Genomic DNA, 17,523 nt, shown 5'->3' with positions numbered 1-17,523 from the left:
ATGGCAAAGGATTTATTATTTGAAATCGGTGCAGAAGAAATTCCTGCCGGCTTTATGCCTAATATCTTAGGTCAATTGAAACAATTGGCTGAAACAAAATTAAATGATGCCCATCTTCCTTTTGAAAGCATCGCAACCTACGGTACACCACGTCGTTTGGCTCTTATCGTGAAAGGTCTTGCTGACACATCCGCTGAAATCAGCGAACGTCATAAAGGTCCATCTGCATCTATCGCCTATGATGCTGACGGCAATGCAACAAAAGCAGCTATCGGCTTTGCTCGTGGTAAAGGTCTTGATGTAGCTGATCTCGTTGTAGAAGACGGCTATATTTACGCTGAAACTAAAACTGCCGGCGTACCTGCAAAAGATATCGTAAGTGAAATGTTGCCACAATTGATTACAGGTCTTAATTTCCCTAAATCCATGCATTGGGGCAATTTAGATGCTAAATTCGTACGTCCTGTACGTTGGCTTGTAGCATTACTTGATGAAGAAGTAATTCCTGTAGAATTTGCTACTGTAAAATCTGGTAATGTAACACGTGGTCATCGCTTCTTAGGTGCTGATGAAATTACTATTAAAAATGCAGCATCTTATGTAGACACATTAAAAGAAAACTTTGTTATGGTTGATCAAGACGCACGTCGTGAGTTGATTTCCAAACAATTACATGATATAGCAGCTTCTAAAAATGCATCCATTGTTTGGGATGATGATTTGTTAGAAGAAATCAACTATCTTGTTGAATGGCCTACAGCATTGTGCGGTGGCTTTGAAGAGTCCTACTTGGCACTTCCTGATGCAGCTATCATTACACCTATGAAAGATCATCAACGTTACTTCCCATTGGTTGACCAAAACGGCAAATTGTTACCAATGTTCTTAACAGTTCGTAACGGCTCCGATCATTCCATCGAAGTAGTTCAAGCTGGTAATGAACGCGTATTGCGCGCTCGTCTTGATGATGCTAAATTCTTCTTCAACGAAGACCGCAAGAAACCTCTTATCGACCGTCAAGATGGGTTGACTAAAATCGTATTCCAAGAAGGTCTTGGTAACTTAGCAGATAAAACTGAACGTTTGCTTAAATTGGGCCGTGTATTTGGTGAAGAATGTGGCTTACACGAAGATGCAGCTGTTGTATTAGAACGTGCTACAGAGCTTGCTAAAACTGACCTTACAACAGGTATGGTTACAGAGTTCACTGAATTACAAGGTGTAATGGGTAAAGAGTACGCTTTACTTGATGGTGAATCTCCTGAGGTAGCAGAAGCTATTTTTGAACAATATTTACCACGCTTTGCAGGCGATGTATTGCCTCAAACAGAAGCAGGTAAAGTATTGTCCATCATCGATAAAGTAGATAATATCGTGGCTACTTTCAGCCGTGGTTTAATTCCTACAGGCTCTCAAGATCCATATGCATTGCGCCGCCAAACAATTGGTATTTTGAACATCTTGCTTGGTAGCGACTGGAATATCAGCTTGCGTCCAATCTTCAAAGCATCTATGGAGTTATTGAATGTAGCTGCTGATAAACAAGAGGAATTGCTTAACCAAGTTGAAGAATTCTTCACACTTCGTTTGAAAAATATTTTCCTTGATCGCGAAGTGCCTCATCATGTGATCGACTTGTTGTTGTCCAACAATGAATTGTCTGTTGCTGATGCAGAAGGTCTTGTAAACGCATTGTTAGCAAATCGCATCGATGAAAATGTTGAGCTTGTTCAAGCTTATACTCGTATGTACAATCTTGTAAAAGATGTGGAATATACAGGCGTTAATAGCGACTTGTTAAAAGAAGATGCTGAAAAAGCATTATTCGAAGCTGCTTCTAAAGCATCCGAAGCTAGCCTTGCTGCATGGGAAGCAAATGATTACGCTGCTGTTGTAGCAGTTCCAGCTACTTTGGTTCCATCCATTAACAAATTTTTTGAAGATGTAATGGTTATGGATAAAGATGAAGCTATTAAAGCTAACCGTTTACAACTTGTTCGTTTAGCTTATAGTGTAATGGCTATTATCGGCGATATTAGTGCATTAAAATAATATATTGGGTAAAAGATAGATAATACTTTTACAGTAATATATGAAAGAAGAGGTACCATTTGGTACCTCTTTTTGCTTTTACGAAGAATATACAAATTTTATGCAGGATTTTTTGAGACCATGGCGAATATCTTATAATATACAAAGTTGTATGAGGAGATAACTGTCATGAATCATGATGAATTATATAAAGCCTTATGTAAGGTGCCAAATGGTAAAGAAAAGTCTCGTGATAAAATAATTATAGAATTATATATGCGATCTGAAGGAGCATCTCAAAAACAATTAGTAGATGCTCTTAATATGCGTCCTGCTACAGTATCTGAGCAGACGGATATACTTATTGAATTAGGGTATGTCACAAAGCATATTGATTATATGGATAAACGAATTTCTGTAGTAGGCCTTACGGAAGAGGGCAAGCGATTAGGTAAGTCATTACTACATTCGTATGATCAATTTCTTAATGTACTATTTTCTGATTTTTCTGATGATGAAAAAGACGATTTATATCGCTTGTTAGGTAAGTTAAAGCGTCCAATCTTAAGTAAATAATTAGTTTCTCAAAATTATATAGAAAATACTTGCGAACAGTACGTGATTTATGATACTATATTGCTGTTAATTTGAGACAGTCCGCTGCCTATAAGGTGTAGGTATTGAATGTCTGCAAACAGGAGGAAACAATGAACATTATTAACGTACTTGAACAAGAACAACTTCGTACAGACATCCCTACTTTCCGCGCTGGTGACACAGTTCGCGTACACGTAAAAGTAGTGGAAGGTTCTCGTGAACGTATCCAAGTATTCGAAGGTTTGGTAATTAAACGTCAAAACGGTGGCGTACGTGAAACTTTCACAGTTCGTCGTATTGCATCCGGTGTAGGTGTAGAACGTACATTCCCACTTCACAGCCCACGCTTAGCTAAAATCGAAGTTATGCGCCGTGGTGTTGTTCGTCGTGCTAAATTGTACTACTTACGTAACCTTACTGGTAAAGCTGCTCGTATTCGCGAAAAACGCTAATGTTCATAAAAGGCTGCCGTTGGCAGCCTTTTATTTTTGCTAAAATTTAGATATGAAAGGAAATACTATGGCAGATTCACCTATCGTACATTGGTTCCCTGGTCATATGGCAAAAGCCACACGTATGATTACGGAGTATATAAAAAAGGTAGATGTAGTTATTGAGTTACTAGATGCGCGTATTCCTCGCTCTAGTGCGAACCCTGTAATCACAGAACTCGTTGGTCAGAAACCTCATATCGTATTGTTAAATAAAGTAGATTTAGCAGATCCTAAAGCTACAAAGGAATGGACCGAATTCTTTACTAAACAAGGTATCACAGTATTGGCTATCGATTCTAAGTCTGGCAAGGGTAATAAGAAGTTAATATCTACGGTAGAGCGTTTAAGCAAGCCTATCATCGATCGCTGGGTAGCTAAAGGCATTCGTAGTCGTTCTGTACGTACTATTATTTTAGGTATTCCTAACGTCGGTAAATCTACATTAATCAACTCCTTAGCTGGCTCTGCAGCTACGCGTACAGCTAACAAAGCTGGTCATACCCGTGGTCAACAATGGGTTAAGATCGGTAAAAATCTTGAATTGCTTGATACACCAGGCGTTTTATGGCCTAAATTAGAGGACCAACGCGCAGCGGCTCGCCTTGCTATGACGGGTGCTGTTTCTGATGATGTGTACGACTTAGAGCATGTAATGAAACAGCTATTAAATCATTTATTGACGAATACACCAAATATTTTGGTAGAACGTTATAAATTAAAAGAAGAAGAGATGACAGATGTGGATACTATTCTTGAAAGCATCGGTCGTCGTCGTGGTTGTCTCGTTAGTGGTGGCGTAGTAGACTTTGATAAAGCACGCCGCATTATCTTGCAAGACTACCGCAATACTAAACTAGGTACAATTACTCTCGATAAAGTTGATGAAGAACCATACTATCCTGAAAACGGTGAGGACACGCAAAATGGATAAGGATACATTTAGTAAATTAAAAGTGGCAGATATAAAAGCTCTTTTTGAAACTGAACAAGCCTTAGAGATTTTGCCTTTAGCCCAAGAGGACGATCGTAGTTCTGTACAAAAACTGGCTGCTTCTTACATTAAGCGCCAAGAAAAAGAGTTAAAAGAACAACAACGCCTCATGAGTATGTATGACTATGAAGGTATGTTCTACGATCAAGGTATGTATCATGTAGCTGGTGTCGATGAGGTAGGTCGAGGCCCTATTGCAGGCCCTGTAACGGTAGCTGCTGTTATATTGCCACCTATGACATTAATTCCTGGTTTAAATGACTCTAAAAAGTTAACCGAAGAAAAGCGTGAAACCCTCTACGATATCATCATGAAAGAAGCGGTAGCAGTAAGCTGTATTTCTTACGGCCCAGAAAAGATTGATGAACTCAATATCTACGAAGCAACACGTCAAGCTATGTATGAGGCGATTCGGACGCTCAGCGTACCCGCTGAAGCAGTAGTAGCCGATGCTATGAAATTGCCTGATTTGACGATTCCTGTGGAGTCCATAATTAAGGGTGATAGTAAAAGCGCTAATATTGCGGCTGCATCCATCATTGCTAAGGTTACGCGAGATCGATATATGAAGAGCCTTGATAACGAATACCCTGGTTATGGATTTGGTATTCATAAAGGCTATTATACGGAGTTACATAAAGAAGCTGTTGAACAACAAGGTGTAACACCACTACATCGCAAGAGCTTTGAACCTATTAAATCTATCGTTCGTTGGGTTAAGCCAGAGTAATTCGTAATGAATTTATTCTATGATTCGACTATTAAGTTAAGTTTTATATTTGTATTAATTGTATTAGTTGTATCATTATAAATCGCATATAGTTCATAACCGTAAAGAGGTTCCTATTGGTCACCGATGTGACTATTAGGAACCTCTTTTGTATTTACTTTTATAGTCTCCATACTCTACGCTACAAGTAAGAGTTACCTGTTGAAAGTTTAGATCTAGATTGAGTGATAAATATTCTATAAGTTATTGTAGTTACTACACGTATATAGGAGGTATATATGAAAACGATTAGTACAGGTAAAGCATTTAATGAACTTGATTCCAAGGAACTTGGAAAATGGGGCGAACGGGTGGCCATTAAATATATTGAAAAGATCGGCCTTACAGTAGTAGATACGAATTATCGAACTAGATTAGGAGAAATTGATATCATTGCTAAAAAAGATTTAATCTATCATTTTATTGAAATTAAAGCTCGCCGTGGAATGCAGCATGGATTGGCTCGTGAAGCGGTGACAAAGAAGAAACAAAAGCATATTAAACGGGCAGCTATGTTATTTTTGTATGATCTACATCAAAAAAGACGGCGCTGGAAAGAGTTATCCTTTGATGTAATCGAAGTGTATTTGCATGAAGACTTTCAAAGTTCCATTCATTATTTGCCGCAGTGCTTTTAGAGAGGTTACCTATGTATGCAAAACTTTATGGAGCCACCTTACATGGCATAGATGGATGCATTATTACGGTAGAGGTCGACATATCTCAAGGTTTACCTGTATTTGATATCGTAGGACTGCCTAATCAGTCCGTAAAGGAAGCTCGGGAACGTGTGAGGGCGGCTATCAAAAATAGTGGCTATGACTTCCCTATGAGGCGTATCGTAGTCAATCTAGCACCTGCTACAATTCGTAAAAGTAGTGCAGGACTCGATTTAGCGATTGCATTGGGGGTTCTCGTTGCATCGGGGCAGATAAAGGGACGTAAAGCTAATATTTCTGCTTTATTACGTAAAAGTCTATTTATGGGAGAGCTGGCTTTAGATGGATCACTATTACCAACCTTTGGAACCTTGGCTATGTCCCTTGCAGGCTTAGATTCTAATTATTCCACTATATTTACAAGTGTTGAAAATGGTCATAACTTAAAGGCCATACCAAAGCTTACCATTTATGGGGAATCTTCATTACTACATATTATTTCTATTTTAGAGAAACTAGCTAAATCAAAGATCGGTAAAGGAAATAAAGGGACTATTAGCCAATCTACAAGTTCGGGAAATCAAAATTATAATCAATCAGTGGAATTGTTAGAGTCATATGAACCTGTAGATTATATGAATGAACATAATTGTGTAGATACAGGCTCCAATCAAATATATACAGTCGATTTTAGTGATGTACAGGGGCAAGAGCTTGGAAAAAGGGCTATGCTCATCAGTGCAGCAGGTCATCATCATTGTATTATGATAGGTCCACCAGGTGGTGGTAAAACGATGATGGCCGAGAGATTGCCAACCATATTACCACCTATGACATGGAATGAAATCATTGAAGTGAGTCGTATACAAGATGTAATAGGATTATTAGGAGATACAGGATTGGTTACAACTCGTCCTTTTAGACATCCCCATCATACTGCAACTTTAGCGAGTATGGTAGGTGGCGGTATTCAAGGTCGACCAGGTGAGGTAACCCTTGCTCACGGAGGTGTTCTATTTATGGATGAAGCCCCTGAATTTCAACGTCAAGTTATCGATGCGCTTAGGCAACCTTTAGAATCACGTACAATTACCATCAATCGCTCTCAAGGTAATTACATATATCCTGCCGATTTTATTTGTATCTTAGCGGCTAATCCATGTCCTTGTGGCTATTATCATGATCCGTATAAAGAGTGTGTATGTACGGAAACAATGGTTAAAAATTATCAGCAACGATTATCTGGACCTATTATGGATCGCATCGATTTACACATACCTGTTGAAAGGCCGACATTAGAGCAATTATTAGATACTTCGTCTTCAACGATGACCAGTGAAAGTATGAGAGAACAAGTTGTTATAGCGACATCCATGCAACAGAAACGGTATGAAGGCCAAGATTTTAGCTCTAATGGAGCCATACCGCATAAGGCCATAAATGAGCTTTGCCATATTACCGATAAGGCTTGGAGTGTACTCGGTAATATATTTGACCATTTCCATTTAAGTGGACGTGCTTTTGATCGCATATTAAAGGTCGGTCGTACCATAGCAGACCTTGAGGGAAATCCACAAGTGGAACCACATCATATTTCCGAAGCTATGCTATTTAGAACAGATAAATAGGTGATATTATGACAAGATATGACGACAACATTTATATTGCAGGTCTACAAAGTTTATATAATGTGGGCGCAGCACATGTACGGAGTTTTATTGATGATTTTGGAGGACCCTATGAAGCTTGGCAAGCTGTTAAGAAGGTTGAAAATTTGAAATCTTATTATCATATTTCCGTAGGAGATAAACGTGCTATTGCAGCATCGGCTAAGGATGAAAAACTAGATTATATAATTCAAAAATTAGATGAATATAAGATGGATGTTACTACCTTTCTAGATAAAGATTTTCCATCTATGTTAAACCAAATCTATAATCCACCAGCTATATTATTTATGAGAGGCAATCGAGCCTTATTAGATAAAAGACTGAACCGTATTGCTATTGTAGGAGCTCGACGGTGTTCATTATATGGGCGGAATGTGGCGAGAATGTTAGGAAAAGAATTGGGCAAATACAGTACTATAATCGTGAGTGGCGGTGCTCGTGGCATCGATTCGCATGGTCATGAAGGACTACTAGCAAGTCAAGGTTACGGTATTGTCGTTATGGGATGTGGTTTAGATATTGTATATCCAAGAGAAAATTCAAAATTATTTGATAGAGTACTGGCAAATAATGGGTTACTCCTATCTGAATATCCTCCAGGAACACCGCCATCGGCAAAGCATTTCCCTGCACGCAACCGTATTATTAGTGGACTTAGTCGAGGTGTAATCGTAGTAGAGGCCAAGTCTAGTAGTGGCTCTTTAATTACGGCGGATATGGCGGTCAGTGAAGGGCGCGATGTATTTGTAGTACCATGTAACCTATTAGACCACACAGCGGATGGTAATAAGTTCCTTATGCGTAACGGTGCTTATGTATTGACTGGATATGAGGATATAGTGGAACAATATCATTTAATATTGCGGGATTTTTTCGCAACAGAAGAGAAACTTTCACCGGCAAAAAAGGAACTTTCATCGTCAAAGAAAGAGGCACATAGTCATGTAAAAGAGGGGGATTTATGGAGTAATACATGTAAGGGTGTTGATAGTCATGGGTCGTCTATGTTAAGCTTTAGTTTGGATAAGAGTTTAATCTTAAGTGAAATACCTCATGATCGATGTATTACTGTTAGTGATATTTTGAAAGTAACTCACATTCCATTGCAACAATTGCAGCCCTTATTACTAGAGTTAGAGCTAGAAGGGGCTATAGAGCATCAACCGCCGAGAGGCTATATTAATATGACTAGGAGTGATATACTTGTCCATTAAACGATCTATCGTTATTGGCGAGCCAAAAGCAGCTAGTACTAGTAAAGAAACAAAAAAGAAAAGTACTACAAAAGAGAGTACTACGATAAAACGTAAGGTTGCCAAAGAGGCTCTTACTCCTATGGGAATTGTACGTGACAAGTCTGTGTTACAAACCTCTGTGCCACCTGAGCAACGTGAACCTCGCGTATATAATCCAGATGGCAAAGTATTGGTTATCGTAGAATCTCCTGCTAAATCTAAAACAATTGAAAAATTCTTAGGTCCAAACTATGTGGTAAAAGCAAGTATGGGCCACTTACGAGATTTGCCTAAATCTCAAATGGGTATCGATATTGAGCATGGCTTTACACCGCGCTATAGCAATCTAGTAACTCGTAAAAAGGTTATTGATGAACTAGTTTCCTATGCCGATGAAAGTAGTGCCGTATTGCTCGCAACTGACCCTGACCGCGAAGGGGAAGCTATTTCATGGCATTTGGCGTACATTCTTAATGTAGATCCTACGTCTACATGCCGTATTACCTTTAACGAGATTACTAAGAATGCCGTTGCAGAGGCCTTAGAATCTCCACGTACCATCGATATGAACATGGTAGATGCTCAACAAGCACGCCGTGTATTAGACCGTATCGTAGGCTATAAATTGAGTCCTTTATTATGGAAAAAGGTTTGTAAAGGCCTCAGTGCAGGTCGTGTGCAATCCGTTGCAGTTCGACTTATCTGTGAAAGAGAGCGAGAAATTCAAGCTTTCGTGCCACAAGAATATTGGACTATTGAAGGCAATTTTGAAACGCCTAAAAAAGAGGCTTTCACAGCAGAATTGACTCATATTAAAGGTGAAAAAATCGATATTACTACTGAAAGTGAAGCGCAAGCCGTAGTAGATGCTATTGGTGGAGCCGATGCAGTAGTGACAAATATTGAAAAGCGCAAACGTTCTCGTAAAGCGGCACCTCCCTTTACAACGTCTACGTTGCAACAAGATGGTGTGCGTAAATTGAACTTTGGTGCAAAGCGTACCATGATGATTGCTCAACATCTTTACGAAGGTCTTGAAATCGGTTCCTATGGTCACGTAGGTTTGATTACGTACATGCGTACAGACTCTACGCGTATCTCTAAAGAGATGCAGGTTATGGCTAAGGATTATATTATTCGTAACTATGGTGAAGATTATTATCCTTCTAAACCTAATATGTATGGTGCAAAAGGTTCTGCTCAAGATGCCCATGAAGCAATTCGCCCTACATCTTTAGAGTTAACACCTAAAATGGTAGAGCCCTTCTTGAGTCGTGATGAGCTTAAATTATATACATTGATTTGGAATCGTTTTATGGCAAGTCAAATGGCACCACAACAAAACGAATCTACAACTATTGAATTGACCGTTCATGATGATTACACATTTAAAGCGACAGGCTCCCGCGTAATCTTCCCAGGTTTTAGTGCTGTTTATGAAGATGCGAAAAAAGAGGATGTTCCTCAATTGCCAGCTCTTAAAAAGAATGATGCAGCCCATACAGTAGAGGTATTGCCTGAACAACATTTCACGCAACCACCTCCACGTTATTCTGAGGCGAGCCTCATCAAAACATTGGAAGAGCTCGGTATTGGTCGTCCAAGTACATATGCTCCAATTCTTGATACAATCGTAAGTCGTAACTATGTAGAGAATACAAATAAACAATTTGTTCCTACAGAGTTAGGCTTTGTAGTGGTAGACTTCTTGATAGCGTACTTTGAAAAAATCATCAATACTGGCTTTACACGAGACCTTGAAGAAGAGCTTGACGCTATTGCATCCGGTAAGGATACATATCTAAAGGTATTGTCTGATTTCTACGAAGTATTCGCTAAAGAGCTAGAAGATGCGAGTGATGTAGATCGCATTGAAATTGCATCTATGGAAAGTGATGAAACCTGTGAACTTTGCAATAGCCCAATGGTATATAAATTTGGTCGCTATGGTAAGTTCCTTGCATGTTCTAATTTCCCAGAATGTAAAAATACTAAACCTATTACGGTAGGGACAGGTGTAACTTGCCCTAAATGTAAGGAAGGGGAAATCGTAGAGCGTAAGTCTCGTCGTGGTCGTTTATTCTATGGCTGTAATCGATATCCACAATGTGACTTTACATTATGGGATAAACCAACCCATGATTTCTGTGAAACATGTGGCTCTATTATGGTTGAAAAGACATATAAAAATGGTACAACTAAAAAGTTCTGTTCCAATGAAACATGTCCAACTAGACCACCAAAGAAAACAAGAAAGAAAAAAAGCGAAGCTAGTGAAGAAACTGTAAAAGAGTCTAAAGAATCTAAAAAATCTAAAGAATCTAAAAAGTCTAGCAAAGCTAAAAAAGAGGAAACAACTGTTGAATAATAAAAATGTTATTGTTATTGGTGCCGGCCTAGCCGGTTCTGAGGCGGCTTGGCAACTCGCTAATCGTGGCATTCATGTAGACTTATATGAAATGCGCCCCGTTAAGAGCTCTCCTGCGCATCAAACAGATCAATTTGCAGAGCTCGTATGTAGTAACTCCTTGCGAGCTGGCAATATTGAAAATGCAGTAGGTCTTTTAAAAGAAGAAATGCGTCGTTTAGGTTCCCTGATTATGGAATGTGCTGATGCGACTGCTGTACCTGCCGGCGGTGCCTTGGCCGTTGATCGCCATTTGTTTAGTGAAATGGTGACGAAGAAGGTAAAGGGACATCCTAATATTACAGTTCACAATGAAGATGTAACTGAGATTCCTGCTGAAGGAACTGTTATCTTTGCTTCTGGTCCACTTACGTCTGAAGCATTAGGCGATAAGATTAAATCCCTAACAGGTGAAACAGGTTTTTATTTCTACGATGCAGCAGCTCCTATTGTTACGGCAGAATCTTTAAATTACGACAAAGTATTTGCCGCTTCTCGTTACGACAAGGGCGATGCAGATTACCTTAACTGTCCTATGACAGAAGAGGAATATAAAGCCTTCTGGCATGAACTCACTACAGCTGAAGCTGTGCAACCAAAGGATTTTGAAAAGGAAATCTACTTTGAAGGTTGTATGCCTGTAGAAATTATGGCTAGCCGTGGGGAAGACACATTGCGCTATGGTCCACTTAAACCAGTTGGTTTAGTAGATAAACGGACTAATGAGGAATCTTATGCAGTAGTACAATTGCGTAAGGAGAATAAAGAAGGCACCATGTTTAACTTGGTAGGCTTCCAAACTCATTTAAAGTGGGGCGAACAAAAGCGTGTATTTGGTATGATTCCAGGTCTTGAAAATGCTGAATTTATCCGTTATGGCGTCATGCACCGCAATACATATATTAACTCTCCTGAGTTATTGAATCATGCATTCCAACTTAAAAAGGAACCACGCCTATTCTTCGCTGGTCAAATGACAGGCGTAGAAGGGTATTTAGAATCTGCTGCGAGTGGTCTCATGGTAGGTCTTCAAGTAGAACGTTATTTAGAGGAACGCTCATTTATTGATTTCCCTAAAACTACGGCAATCGGCTCTCTCAGCCACTATATTTCTAACTACGAAGGGTCTAACTTCCAACCAATGAATGTTAACTTTGGCATCATGGATCCATGGCCTCAAAAAATACGTAAGAAAAAAGAGAAAAATGCACTCATTGCTAATCGAGCATTAGAAGAACTGGATGCATTAAAAGCTAAGGAAAATTTATAGGATAATTTATTTACGTATTGATTTAGCTTGTTAGATCAATCGTAAATTATGACTTACATAAGAAAATCCTTCATTCACATACCTAAGAATGAAGGATTTTTTATTATTTACTGTTTTATTTACGTTTTTTAGTTTTAACTGTAGGCTCTGTAGCAACAATTACTTTTTGATTTTTCTTTTCTAGATAGCCTAGATAGATAAATACACAGATACCAATGATGATGACAATCAAGCTAGTCATTTGAGCAGATTTTAAGCCTAATGTTAAGTTTACATAGTCACCGCGCAAAAATTCAAGGAAGAATCTAGCCGTAGAATAGAGAATCGCATAAAGCACGAATACTTGACCTTTAGCATGTTTAATGGAGCTAAATAATAGGAGGGCTACAAAGATAAGGATATCGATTTGACCTTCCCAGATTTCGGCTGGCCATAATGGTTGATTGCCGTAGGTGCGATGAGCCAACGTGCTTTCAGGGTAAAGAATACCAAAATTACCACCTGTAGGATGACCAAAGGCATCGCCATTTAAGAGATTTGCCATACGGCCTACTGATTGTGCCAAAATCAATGCTGGTGCGAATAAATCGGCAAAAGCCCAAAAGTCGATATTATTTTTACGTAAGTACCAATAGCCTGCAATGGTGCCAAGAACGACACCGCCTTGAATGGCCATGCCACCTTGCCATACAAAGGGGATTTCTAGTAAATGATTGCCATAATAGTGCCAATCAAAGAAGAATACATCCCATAATCTGGCACCAATGAGACCTGCTACGGCAACAGTAATGGAAAAGTCGATGATATGTTCATGCCAACCACGACCATCTTTTTTTAATAAAACATAGGCAACCGAGGCACCACAGATGATAGCTAATGCTAACATGGCACCATAAGCCCTGATAGGGAAGTCCCCAATAAAGAATAGATATTGATGCATATTAAACTCCTTATGTGATAACTTTTATTATATAAAGTAAATTATAAATTACATGTACCCTTCATGCAACAACTGAGAGGAATTCTATATAATATGGTATAATATAGAGATTAAAATTGTATCCCCTTTAGAGGGCTAGAGTTAGGAGAGTTCATGATTCGCAAATCTACTATTTTAAAATCCTTAACAGCTTTAGTAATGTCCGCATTATCTACGACTGCAGTACAAGCTGAGGTATTGGTTCCCGTTGACCAATTCTTAGCAAATACAACACGTCATTACGAAGCAAATCAATATAAAACATCCTATACGGTGTATGTACCTCAAACAGAGTTACAAGGAAATGCTATTGTTTTAAATCCTGCTGCCGTTGGTGAACCTGTAAAATTGCCAACTACAAGTAAAAATGGCATTACCTATGTCGATATTGAGTCTGATCCAGCTATGCTCGGTGTGAGCTATACAAAGGTCAATGGTCAATTAACATTAGGTCCTGCACCGCAAGCCTCTACAGTAAAAGCTCCTTATACAATGCAAACACCATTGTCTTGGGCCTTTGATCCATGGCCAACACAGGGGACTCCATATCAAGCAAAGCTGAATTCCAGTGGTGATAATATCATTTCTCCAAGTTGGTTTAAATTGCATAGCCTTGGCCTTGAAGCAAGTCCTAATGTAAGTATTGATTATGTTAACGATTATAAGAGTAAAGGTTACCACGTATGGCCTTTGATTACGAATCGTTTTGATCCTGGCTTTACAAGTGGCATCTTAGCAGATCAATCTGTATGGAAAAAATATGCTCATAATCTTGTGCAATATGCCTATATTTACGGATTTGATGGCTATAACTTTGACTTTGAAAATATTGATTATGCCGACCGTGATCGTTTAACAGCATTTGTGGCATATTTATCGAATCATTTACATCAATACAATATTAAAACATCCATCGATGTAACTGGTTATTCTGATAGCCCAGAATGGTCCTTAGTATATAACCGCAGTGCCTTTGCTAATTCCGTAGACTATGTAGTTCTCATGGCGTATGACGAAACATGGGCTAAAAGTACAACAGCAGGTCCTGTAGCAAGTTATCCATGGGTTCGCAATCATACAGAAAAAATGCTTTCTGAAGTACCATCTCAAAAACTAGTACTAGGTATACCATTCTATATGCGCTTATGGCATGATACTAATGGCTATGCAAAAGGTGAAACTTTAGCTATGAAAAACACAGGTAGCTATTTTGCAAATTACAAAGATAAAATGACTTGGGATGATCGATTAAAACTATATTATTTATCTATCCCAACTAGTTCTGGTTCTGATCGTATCTGGTTTGAAGATAATACGTCTTTAGGTTTGAAACTAGATCTTGTAAAAGAATTACAGCTTGGTGGTTTTGCTGCATGGCGTAAAGGCTTTGAAGATGAAAGTACTATCGCTATGATTCAAGGTAAAGACTTAGGTCGTGGCATCCCTAAATCTCCTACAGCGGTTGCTCCTGAACCTGTAGTAGAAGAAACAAAACCATTAACTAAGCTAGAACAATACAAATTGCGCTTAGAAGAAAAAGAAAAGGCAAAAGCCGCTAAGGCAGAAGCGAAACGCAAGGCTAAAGAGGAAAAAGAATTAGCTAAACGAAAAGCTAAAGAAGAAGCGCAGCAAGCTAAAGCTGAGAAAAAACGTCAAGCTGAGGAAGCCAAGGCAGAGAAAAAACGTTTAGAAGAAGAGGCTAAAGCACAAAAGGAGCGTGATGCACAAGAGGCAAAGGATAGAATTGCTTCTTATAAGAGTCATGGTTCTGTTCAAAATACAAGTACTAAAAACGAATTAACAAAATCTGTACAAGTAGTAAAACGTTAGAGTTTGACTGCTTTCATAGTAAGTAGTAAAATAAAAATATTGATTATAAAACGGCAACTAATGAGGTTGACTATATGAGGAGGCCCCTACATGAATGAAAAATATGTAGCCCAAGATATTGAGAAAAAGTGGCAAAAGTATTGGGACGATAACCATACATTTAAAACAGAATATGATGAATCTAAAGAAAAATACTATGTATTAGAAATGTTCCCGTACCCATCTGGTAACTTACATATGGGTCACGTGCGTAACTATTCCATTGGTGACGTAGTAGCTCGTTTCAAAAAAATGAAGGGCTTTAACGTATTACATCCAATGGGCTGGGACTCCTTTGGTATGCCTGCAGAAAATGCGGCTATCAAACATGGTATTGCACCTAAAACATGGACACTAGACAACATCGAGAACATGAAATTGCAACAAAAAGCACTTGGCTTGTCCTATGATTGGGACCGTGAAGTTGCAACATGTAAAGAAGATTATTACAAATGGACCCAATGGTTCTTCCAACAATTCTATAAAAAAGGCTTAGCATACAAAAAAGAAGCTAAAGTAAACTGGTGTGAAACGTGCCATACTGTATTGGCGAACGAACAAGTTATCGACGGTGCTTGCTGGCGCTGTGATAACCCAGTTGAGAAAAAAGATTTGTCTCAATGGTTCTTGCGTATTACAGAATATGCTGATCGCTTGTTAACTGATTTAGACACTCTTGATCACTGGCCACAACGCGTTAAATTGATGCAAAAGAACTGGATTGGCCGCTCTGAAGGTACAGAGTTCTCCTTCGAAGTTCCATCCATTAATGAACGCGTATCTGTGTATACTACACGAGTTGATACTATTTATGGCGTAAGCTATGTAGTATTGGCTCCTGAACATCCATATGTAGAACGCCTTATTGAAAATGCTCCTAATAAAGCTGAATTGGAAGCTTTCATTACGCGTATGCGCAATATGAGCGATATCGACCGTACATCTACAGATGCACCAAAAGAAGGTATGTTCACTGGTTCCTATGCAGTAAACCCGATGTCTGGCGAACAAGTTCCAGTTTGGATTGCAAACTATGTATTAGTAGACTATGGTACTGGCGCTGTAATGGGTTCCCCTGCACATGATGAACGTGACTGGGAATTTGCTCATAAATACGATTTGCCAATTAAACAAGTTGTAGCTCGGGAAGGCGAAGAATATAGCCTTGAAAAATGGCAAGAATGGTACCATGAAGATGGCATTCTAGTTAACTCTGGCGATTATAACGGCCAAACATCTGAAGAGGCTCGTAAAAATATTACAGCTGCTCTTAATGAACGCGGTATTGGTGAAGGTAAGGTAAACTTCCGCCTTCGTGACTGGTTGATTTCTCGTCAACGTTACTGGGGCGTGCCAATTCCTGTAGTATATTGTGAAAAATGTGGTGAACAACTCGTTCCTGAAGAAGAGTTACCAGTACGCTTGCCAGAGGATGTTAAATTTGAATCTGGTGCCGTATCTCCATTGGCTACATCTGAAAGCTTCTTAAATACTACATGTCCTAAATGTGGTGGTCCTGCACGTCGTGAGACAGATACAATGGACACATTTATCGATTCCTCTTGGTACTTCTTGCGCTATACAGATGCTAAAAATGACCAAGCTCCATTCGATAAAAAAATCGCTAATTACTGGATGAACGTTGACCAATATATCGGTGGTATTGAACATGCTATCTTGCACTTGTTGTACTCTCGATTCTTTGTGAAAGTTATTCATGATTTAGGCCTTATCGAAGCTAACGAACCATTCCGTGGCTTGTTAACACAAGGTATGGTACTTAAAGAAGGCAGCAAGATGTCTAAATCCAAAGGTAATGTAGTTTCTCCTGAAGAAATTATCAATACCTATGGTGCAGATACTGCACGTTTGTTCATTCTATTTGCAGCGCCTGTAGATCGTGACCTTGATTGGTCTGACCAAGGCGTTGAAGGTTCTTACCGTTTCTTAGGTCGTGTATGGCGTATCGTTGATGCATATAACGAAGAAGCTAAGAACAATGTAACAGGTGAACTTACAAAAGACGAATTTGCATTGCGTCGTGAGTTACACCGCGTTATCAAAAAGGTAACAGAAGATCTAGATAACAACTTCAACTTCAATACAGCCATTTCTGCCATCATGGAACTTGTAAATGCTATGTATGCTCATAAGGATAAAGCTGAAACAATCAATAGCTCTTTGGCTAATGAATTGACTCATTCCTTATTACTTCTTTTAGCACCATTCGTTCCTCATATGACAGAAGAGTTGTGGCATGAATTGGGTGAAACTACATCCATCCACACTGAAAATTGGCCTGTATATGAAGAGGCAGCTCTTGTTGTAGATGAAGTAGAAGTAGTATTACAAGTAAATGGTAAAGTTCGTGATAAACTTACTGTTTCCGTAAATATTACGAAAGAAGAATTAGAAACATTGGCTAAAGAATCTAGCCGTGTTCAAGAGTTTACAGAAGGTAAAAATATTGTAAAAGTTATTTATGTACCTGGTAAACTTGTAAATATCGTTGTTAAATAACGATATCCTATTCGTTTAATAATGTAAGCCCC

At 38.9% G+C, this 17,523-nt stretch carries 13 protein-coding genes; 12 read left to right on the top strand and 1 reads right to left on the bottom strand.

The annotated features are described in order from the left end of the window. The 10 genes from glyS (at position 1) to trmFO (ending at position 12,123) form a co-directional block, all read left to right on the top strand. Complete coding sequence (gene glyS / locus O3607_RS01840; RefSeq protein WP_371443219.1) at positions 1-2,052, top strand: glycine--tRNA ligase subunit beta; 2,052 nt, start codon at positions 1-3, stop codon at positions 2,050-2,052. 168 nt (positions 2,053-2,220) lie between these two features. Continuing rightward, complete coding sequence (locus O3607_RS01835; protein ID WP_005386549.1) at positions 2,221-2,607, top strand: MarR family winged helix-turn-helix transcriptional regulator; 387 nt, start codon at positions 2,221-2,223, stop codon at positions 2,605-2,607. Positions 2,608-2,738: 131 nt separating this feature from the next. Continuing rightward, entirely contained in the window at positions 2,739-3,080 is a 342-nt protein-coding gene (gene rplS, locus O3607_RS01830) for a 50S ribosomal protein L19 (protein ID WP_005377523.1), read from the top strand. Between the two features lie 67 nt (positions 3,081-3,147). Continuing rightward, a complete protein-coding gene (gene ylqF, locus O3607_RS01825; RefSeq protein WP_009372039.1) occupies positions 3,148-4,053 on the top strand; it encodes a ribosome biogenesis GTPase YlqF in 906 nt (301 codons plus the stop codon). Then, a complete protein-coding gene (locus O3607_RS01820; RefSeq protein WP_287500137.1) occupies positions 4,046-4,843 on the top strand; it encodes a ribonuclease HII in 798 nt (265 codons plus the stop codon). The genes ylqF and O3607_RS01820 overlap by 8 nt, the downstream gene beginning before the upstream one ends. Before the next feature lie 278 nt (positions 4,844-5,121). Continuing rightward, positions 5,122-5,520 (top strand): YraN family protein, encoded by a 399-nt coding sequence (locus tag O3607_RS01815; protein WP_024066404.1) that lies wholly within the window; start codon positions 5,122-5,124, stop codon positions 5,518-5,520. 11 nt (positions 5,521-5,531) lie between these two features. Then, complete coding sequence (locus O3607_RS01810; protein ID WP_371443218.1) at positions 5,532-7,169, top strand: YifB family Mg chelatase-like AAA ATPase; 1,638 nt, start codon at positions 5,532-5,534, stop codon at positions 7,167-7,169. Between the two features lie 8 nt (positions 7,170-7,177). Then, positions 7,178-8,425 carry a DNA-processing protein DprA gene (gene dprA, locus O3607_RS01805; RefSeq protein WP_371443217.1) on the top strand — a complete coding sequence of 416 codons (1,248 nt, stop codon included), beginning with the start codon at positions 7,178-7,180 and terminating at the stop codon, positions 8,423-8,425. Further along, complete coding sequence (gene topA / locus O3607_RS01800) at positions 8,415-10,814, top strand: type I DNA topoisomerase (RefSeq protein ID WP_371443216.1); 2,400 nt, start codon at positions 8,415-8,417, stop codon at positions 10,812-10,814. Before dprA ends, topA begins: the two co-directional genes overlap by 11 nt. After that, entirely contained in the window at positions 10,807-12,123 is a 1,317-nt protein-coding gene (gene trmFO / locus O3607_RS01795; RefSeq protein WP_371443215.1) for a methylenetetrahydrofolate--tRNA-(uracil(54)-C(5))-methyltransferase (FADH(2)-oxidizing) TrmFO, read from the top strand. Before topA ends, trmFO begins: the two co-directional genes overlap by 8 nt. 115 nt (positions 12,124-12,238) lie before the next feature. Here the strand turns inward: trmFO and lgt are convergent, their stop codons facing one another. After that, a complete protein-coding gene (gene lgt, locus O3607_RS01790; RefSeq protein ID WP_060924318.1) occupies positions 12,239-13,063 on the bottom strand; it encodes a prolipoprotein diacylglyceryl transferase in 825 nt (274 codons plus the stop codon). A gap of 153 nt (positions 13,064-13,216) precedes the next feature. Here lgt and O3607_RS01785 point away from each other — a divergent pair, with 153 nt between their 5' ends. Further along, on the top strand, positions 13,217-14,932 hold the full coding sequence (locus tag O3607_RS01785; RefSeq protein ID WP_060924319.1) for a glycosyl hydrolase family 18 protein: 1,716 nt from the start codon (positions 13,217-13,219) through the stop codon (positions 14,930-14,932). Between the two features lie 90 nt (positions 14,933-15,022). Further along, positions 15,023-17,491: a leucine--tRNA ligase gene (gene leuS / locus O3607_RS01780; RefSeq protein WP_155086999.1), complete on the top strand. Its 2,469-nt coding sequence runs from the start codon at positions 15,023-15,025 to the stop codon at positions 17,489-17,491. Positions 17,492-17,523: the final 32 nt, after the last annotated feature.

This window comes from Veillonella sp. 20925_1_51, assembly GCF_041431445.1.
Classification (GTDB): Bacteria; Bacillota; Negativicutes; order Veillonellales; family Veillonellaceae; genus Veillonella; species Veillonella nakazawae.
This window is presented reverse-complemented; position numbering and strand designations above follow the sequence as displayed.

Excerpts from the sequence above, each read along its gene's own strand:
- glyS (WP_371443219.1), top strand. The coding sequence starts at position 1 with ATGGCAAAGGATTTATTATTTGAAATCGGTGCAGAAGAAATTCCTGCC.
- O3607_RS01835 (WP_005386549.1), top strand. The coding sequence starts at position 2,221 with ATGAATCATGATGAATTATATAAAGCCTTATGTAAGGTGCCAAATGGT.
- rplS (WP_005377523.1), top strand. The coding sequence starts at position 2,739 with ATGAACATTATTAACGTACTTGAACAAGAACAACTTCGTACAGACATC.
- ylqF (WP_009372039.1), top strand. The coding sequence starts at position 3,148 with ATGGCAGATTCACCTATCGTACATTGGTTCCCTGGTCATATGGCAAAA.
- O3607_RS01820 (WP_287500137.1), top strand. The coding sequence starts at position 4,046 with ATGGATAAGGATACATTTAGTAAATTAAAAGTGGCAGATATAAAAGCT.
- O3607_RS01815 (WP_024066404.1), top strand. The coding sequence starts at position 5,122 with ATGAAAACGATTAGTACAGGTAAAGCATTTAATGAACTTGATTCCAAG.
- O3607_RS01810 (WP_371443218.1), top strand. The coding sequence starts at position 5,532 with ATGTATGCAAAACTTTATGGAGCCACCTTACATGGCATAGATGGATGC.
- dprA (WP_371443217.1), top strand. The coding sequence starts at position 7,178 with ATGACAAGATATGACGACAACATTTATATTGCAGGTCTACAAAGTTTA.
- lgt (WP_060924318.1), bottom strand. The coding sequence starts at position 13,063 with ATGCATCAATATCTATTCTTTATTGGGGACTTCCCTATCAGGGCTTAT.
- O3607_RS01785 (WP_060924319.1), top strand. The coding sequence starts at position 13,217 with ATGATTCGCAAATCTACTATTTTAAAATCCTTAACAGCTTTAGTAATG.
- leuS (WP_155086999.1), top strand. The coding sequence starts at position 15,023 with ATGAATGAAAAATATGTAGCCCAAGATATTGAGAAAAAGTGGCAAAAG.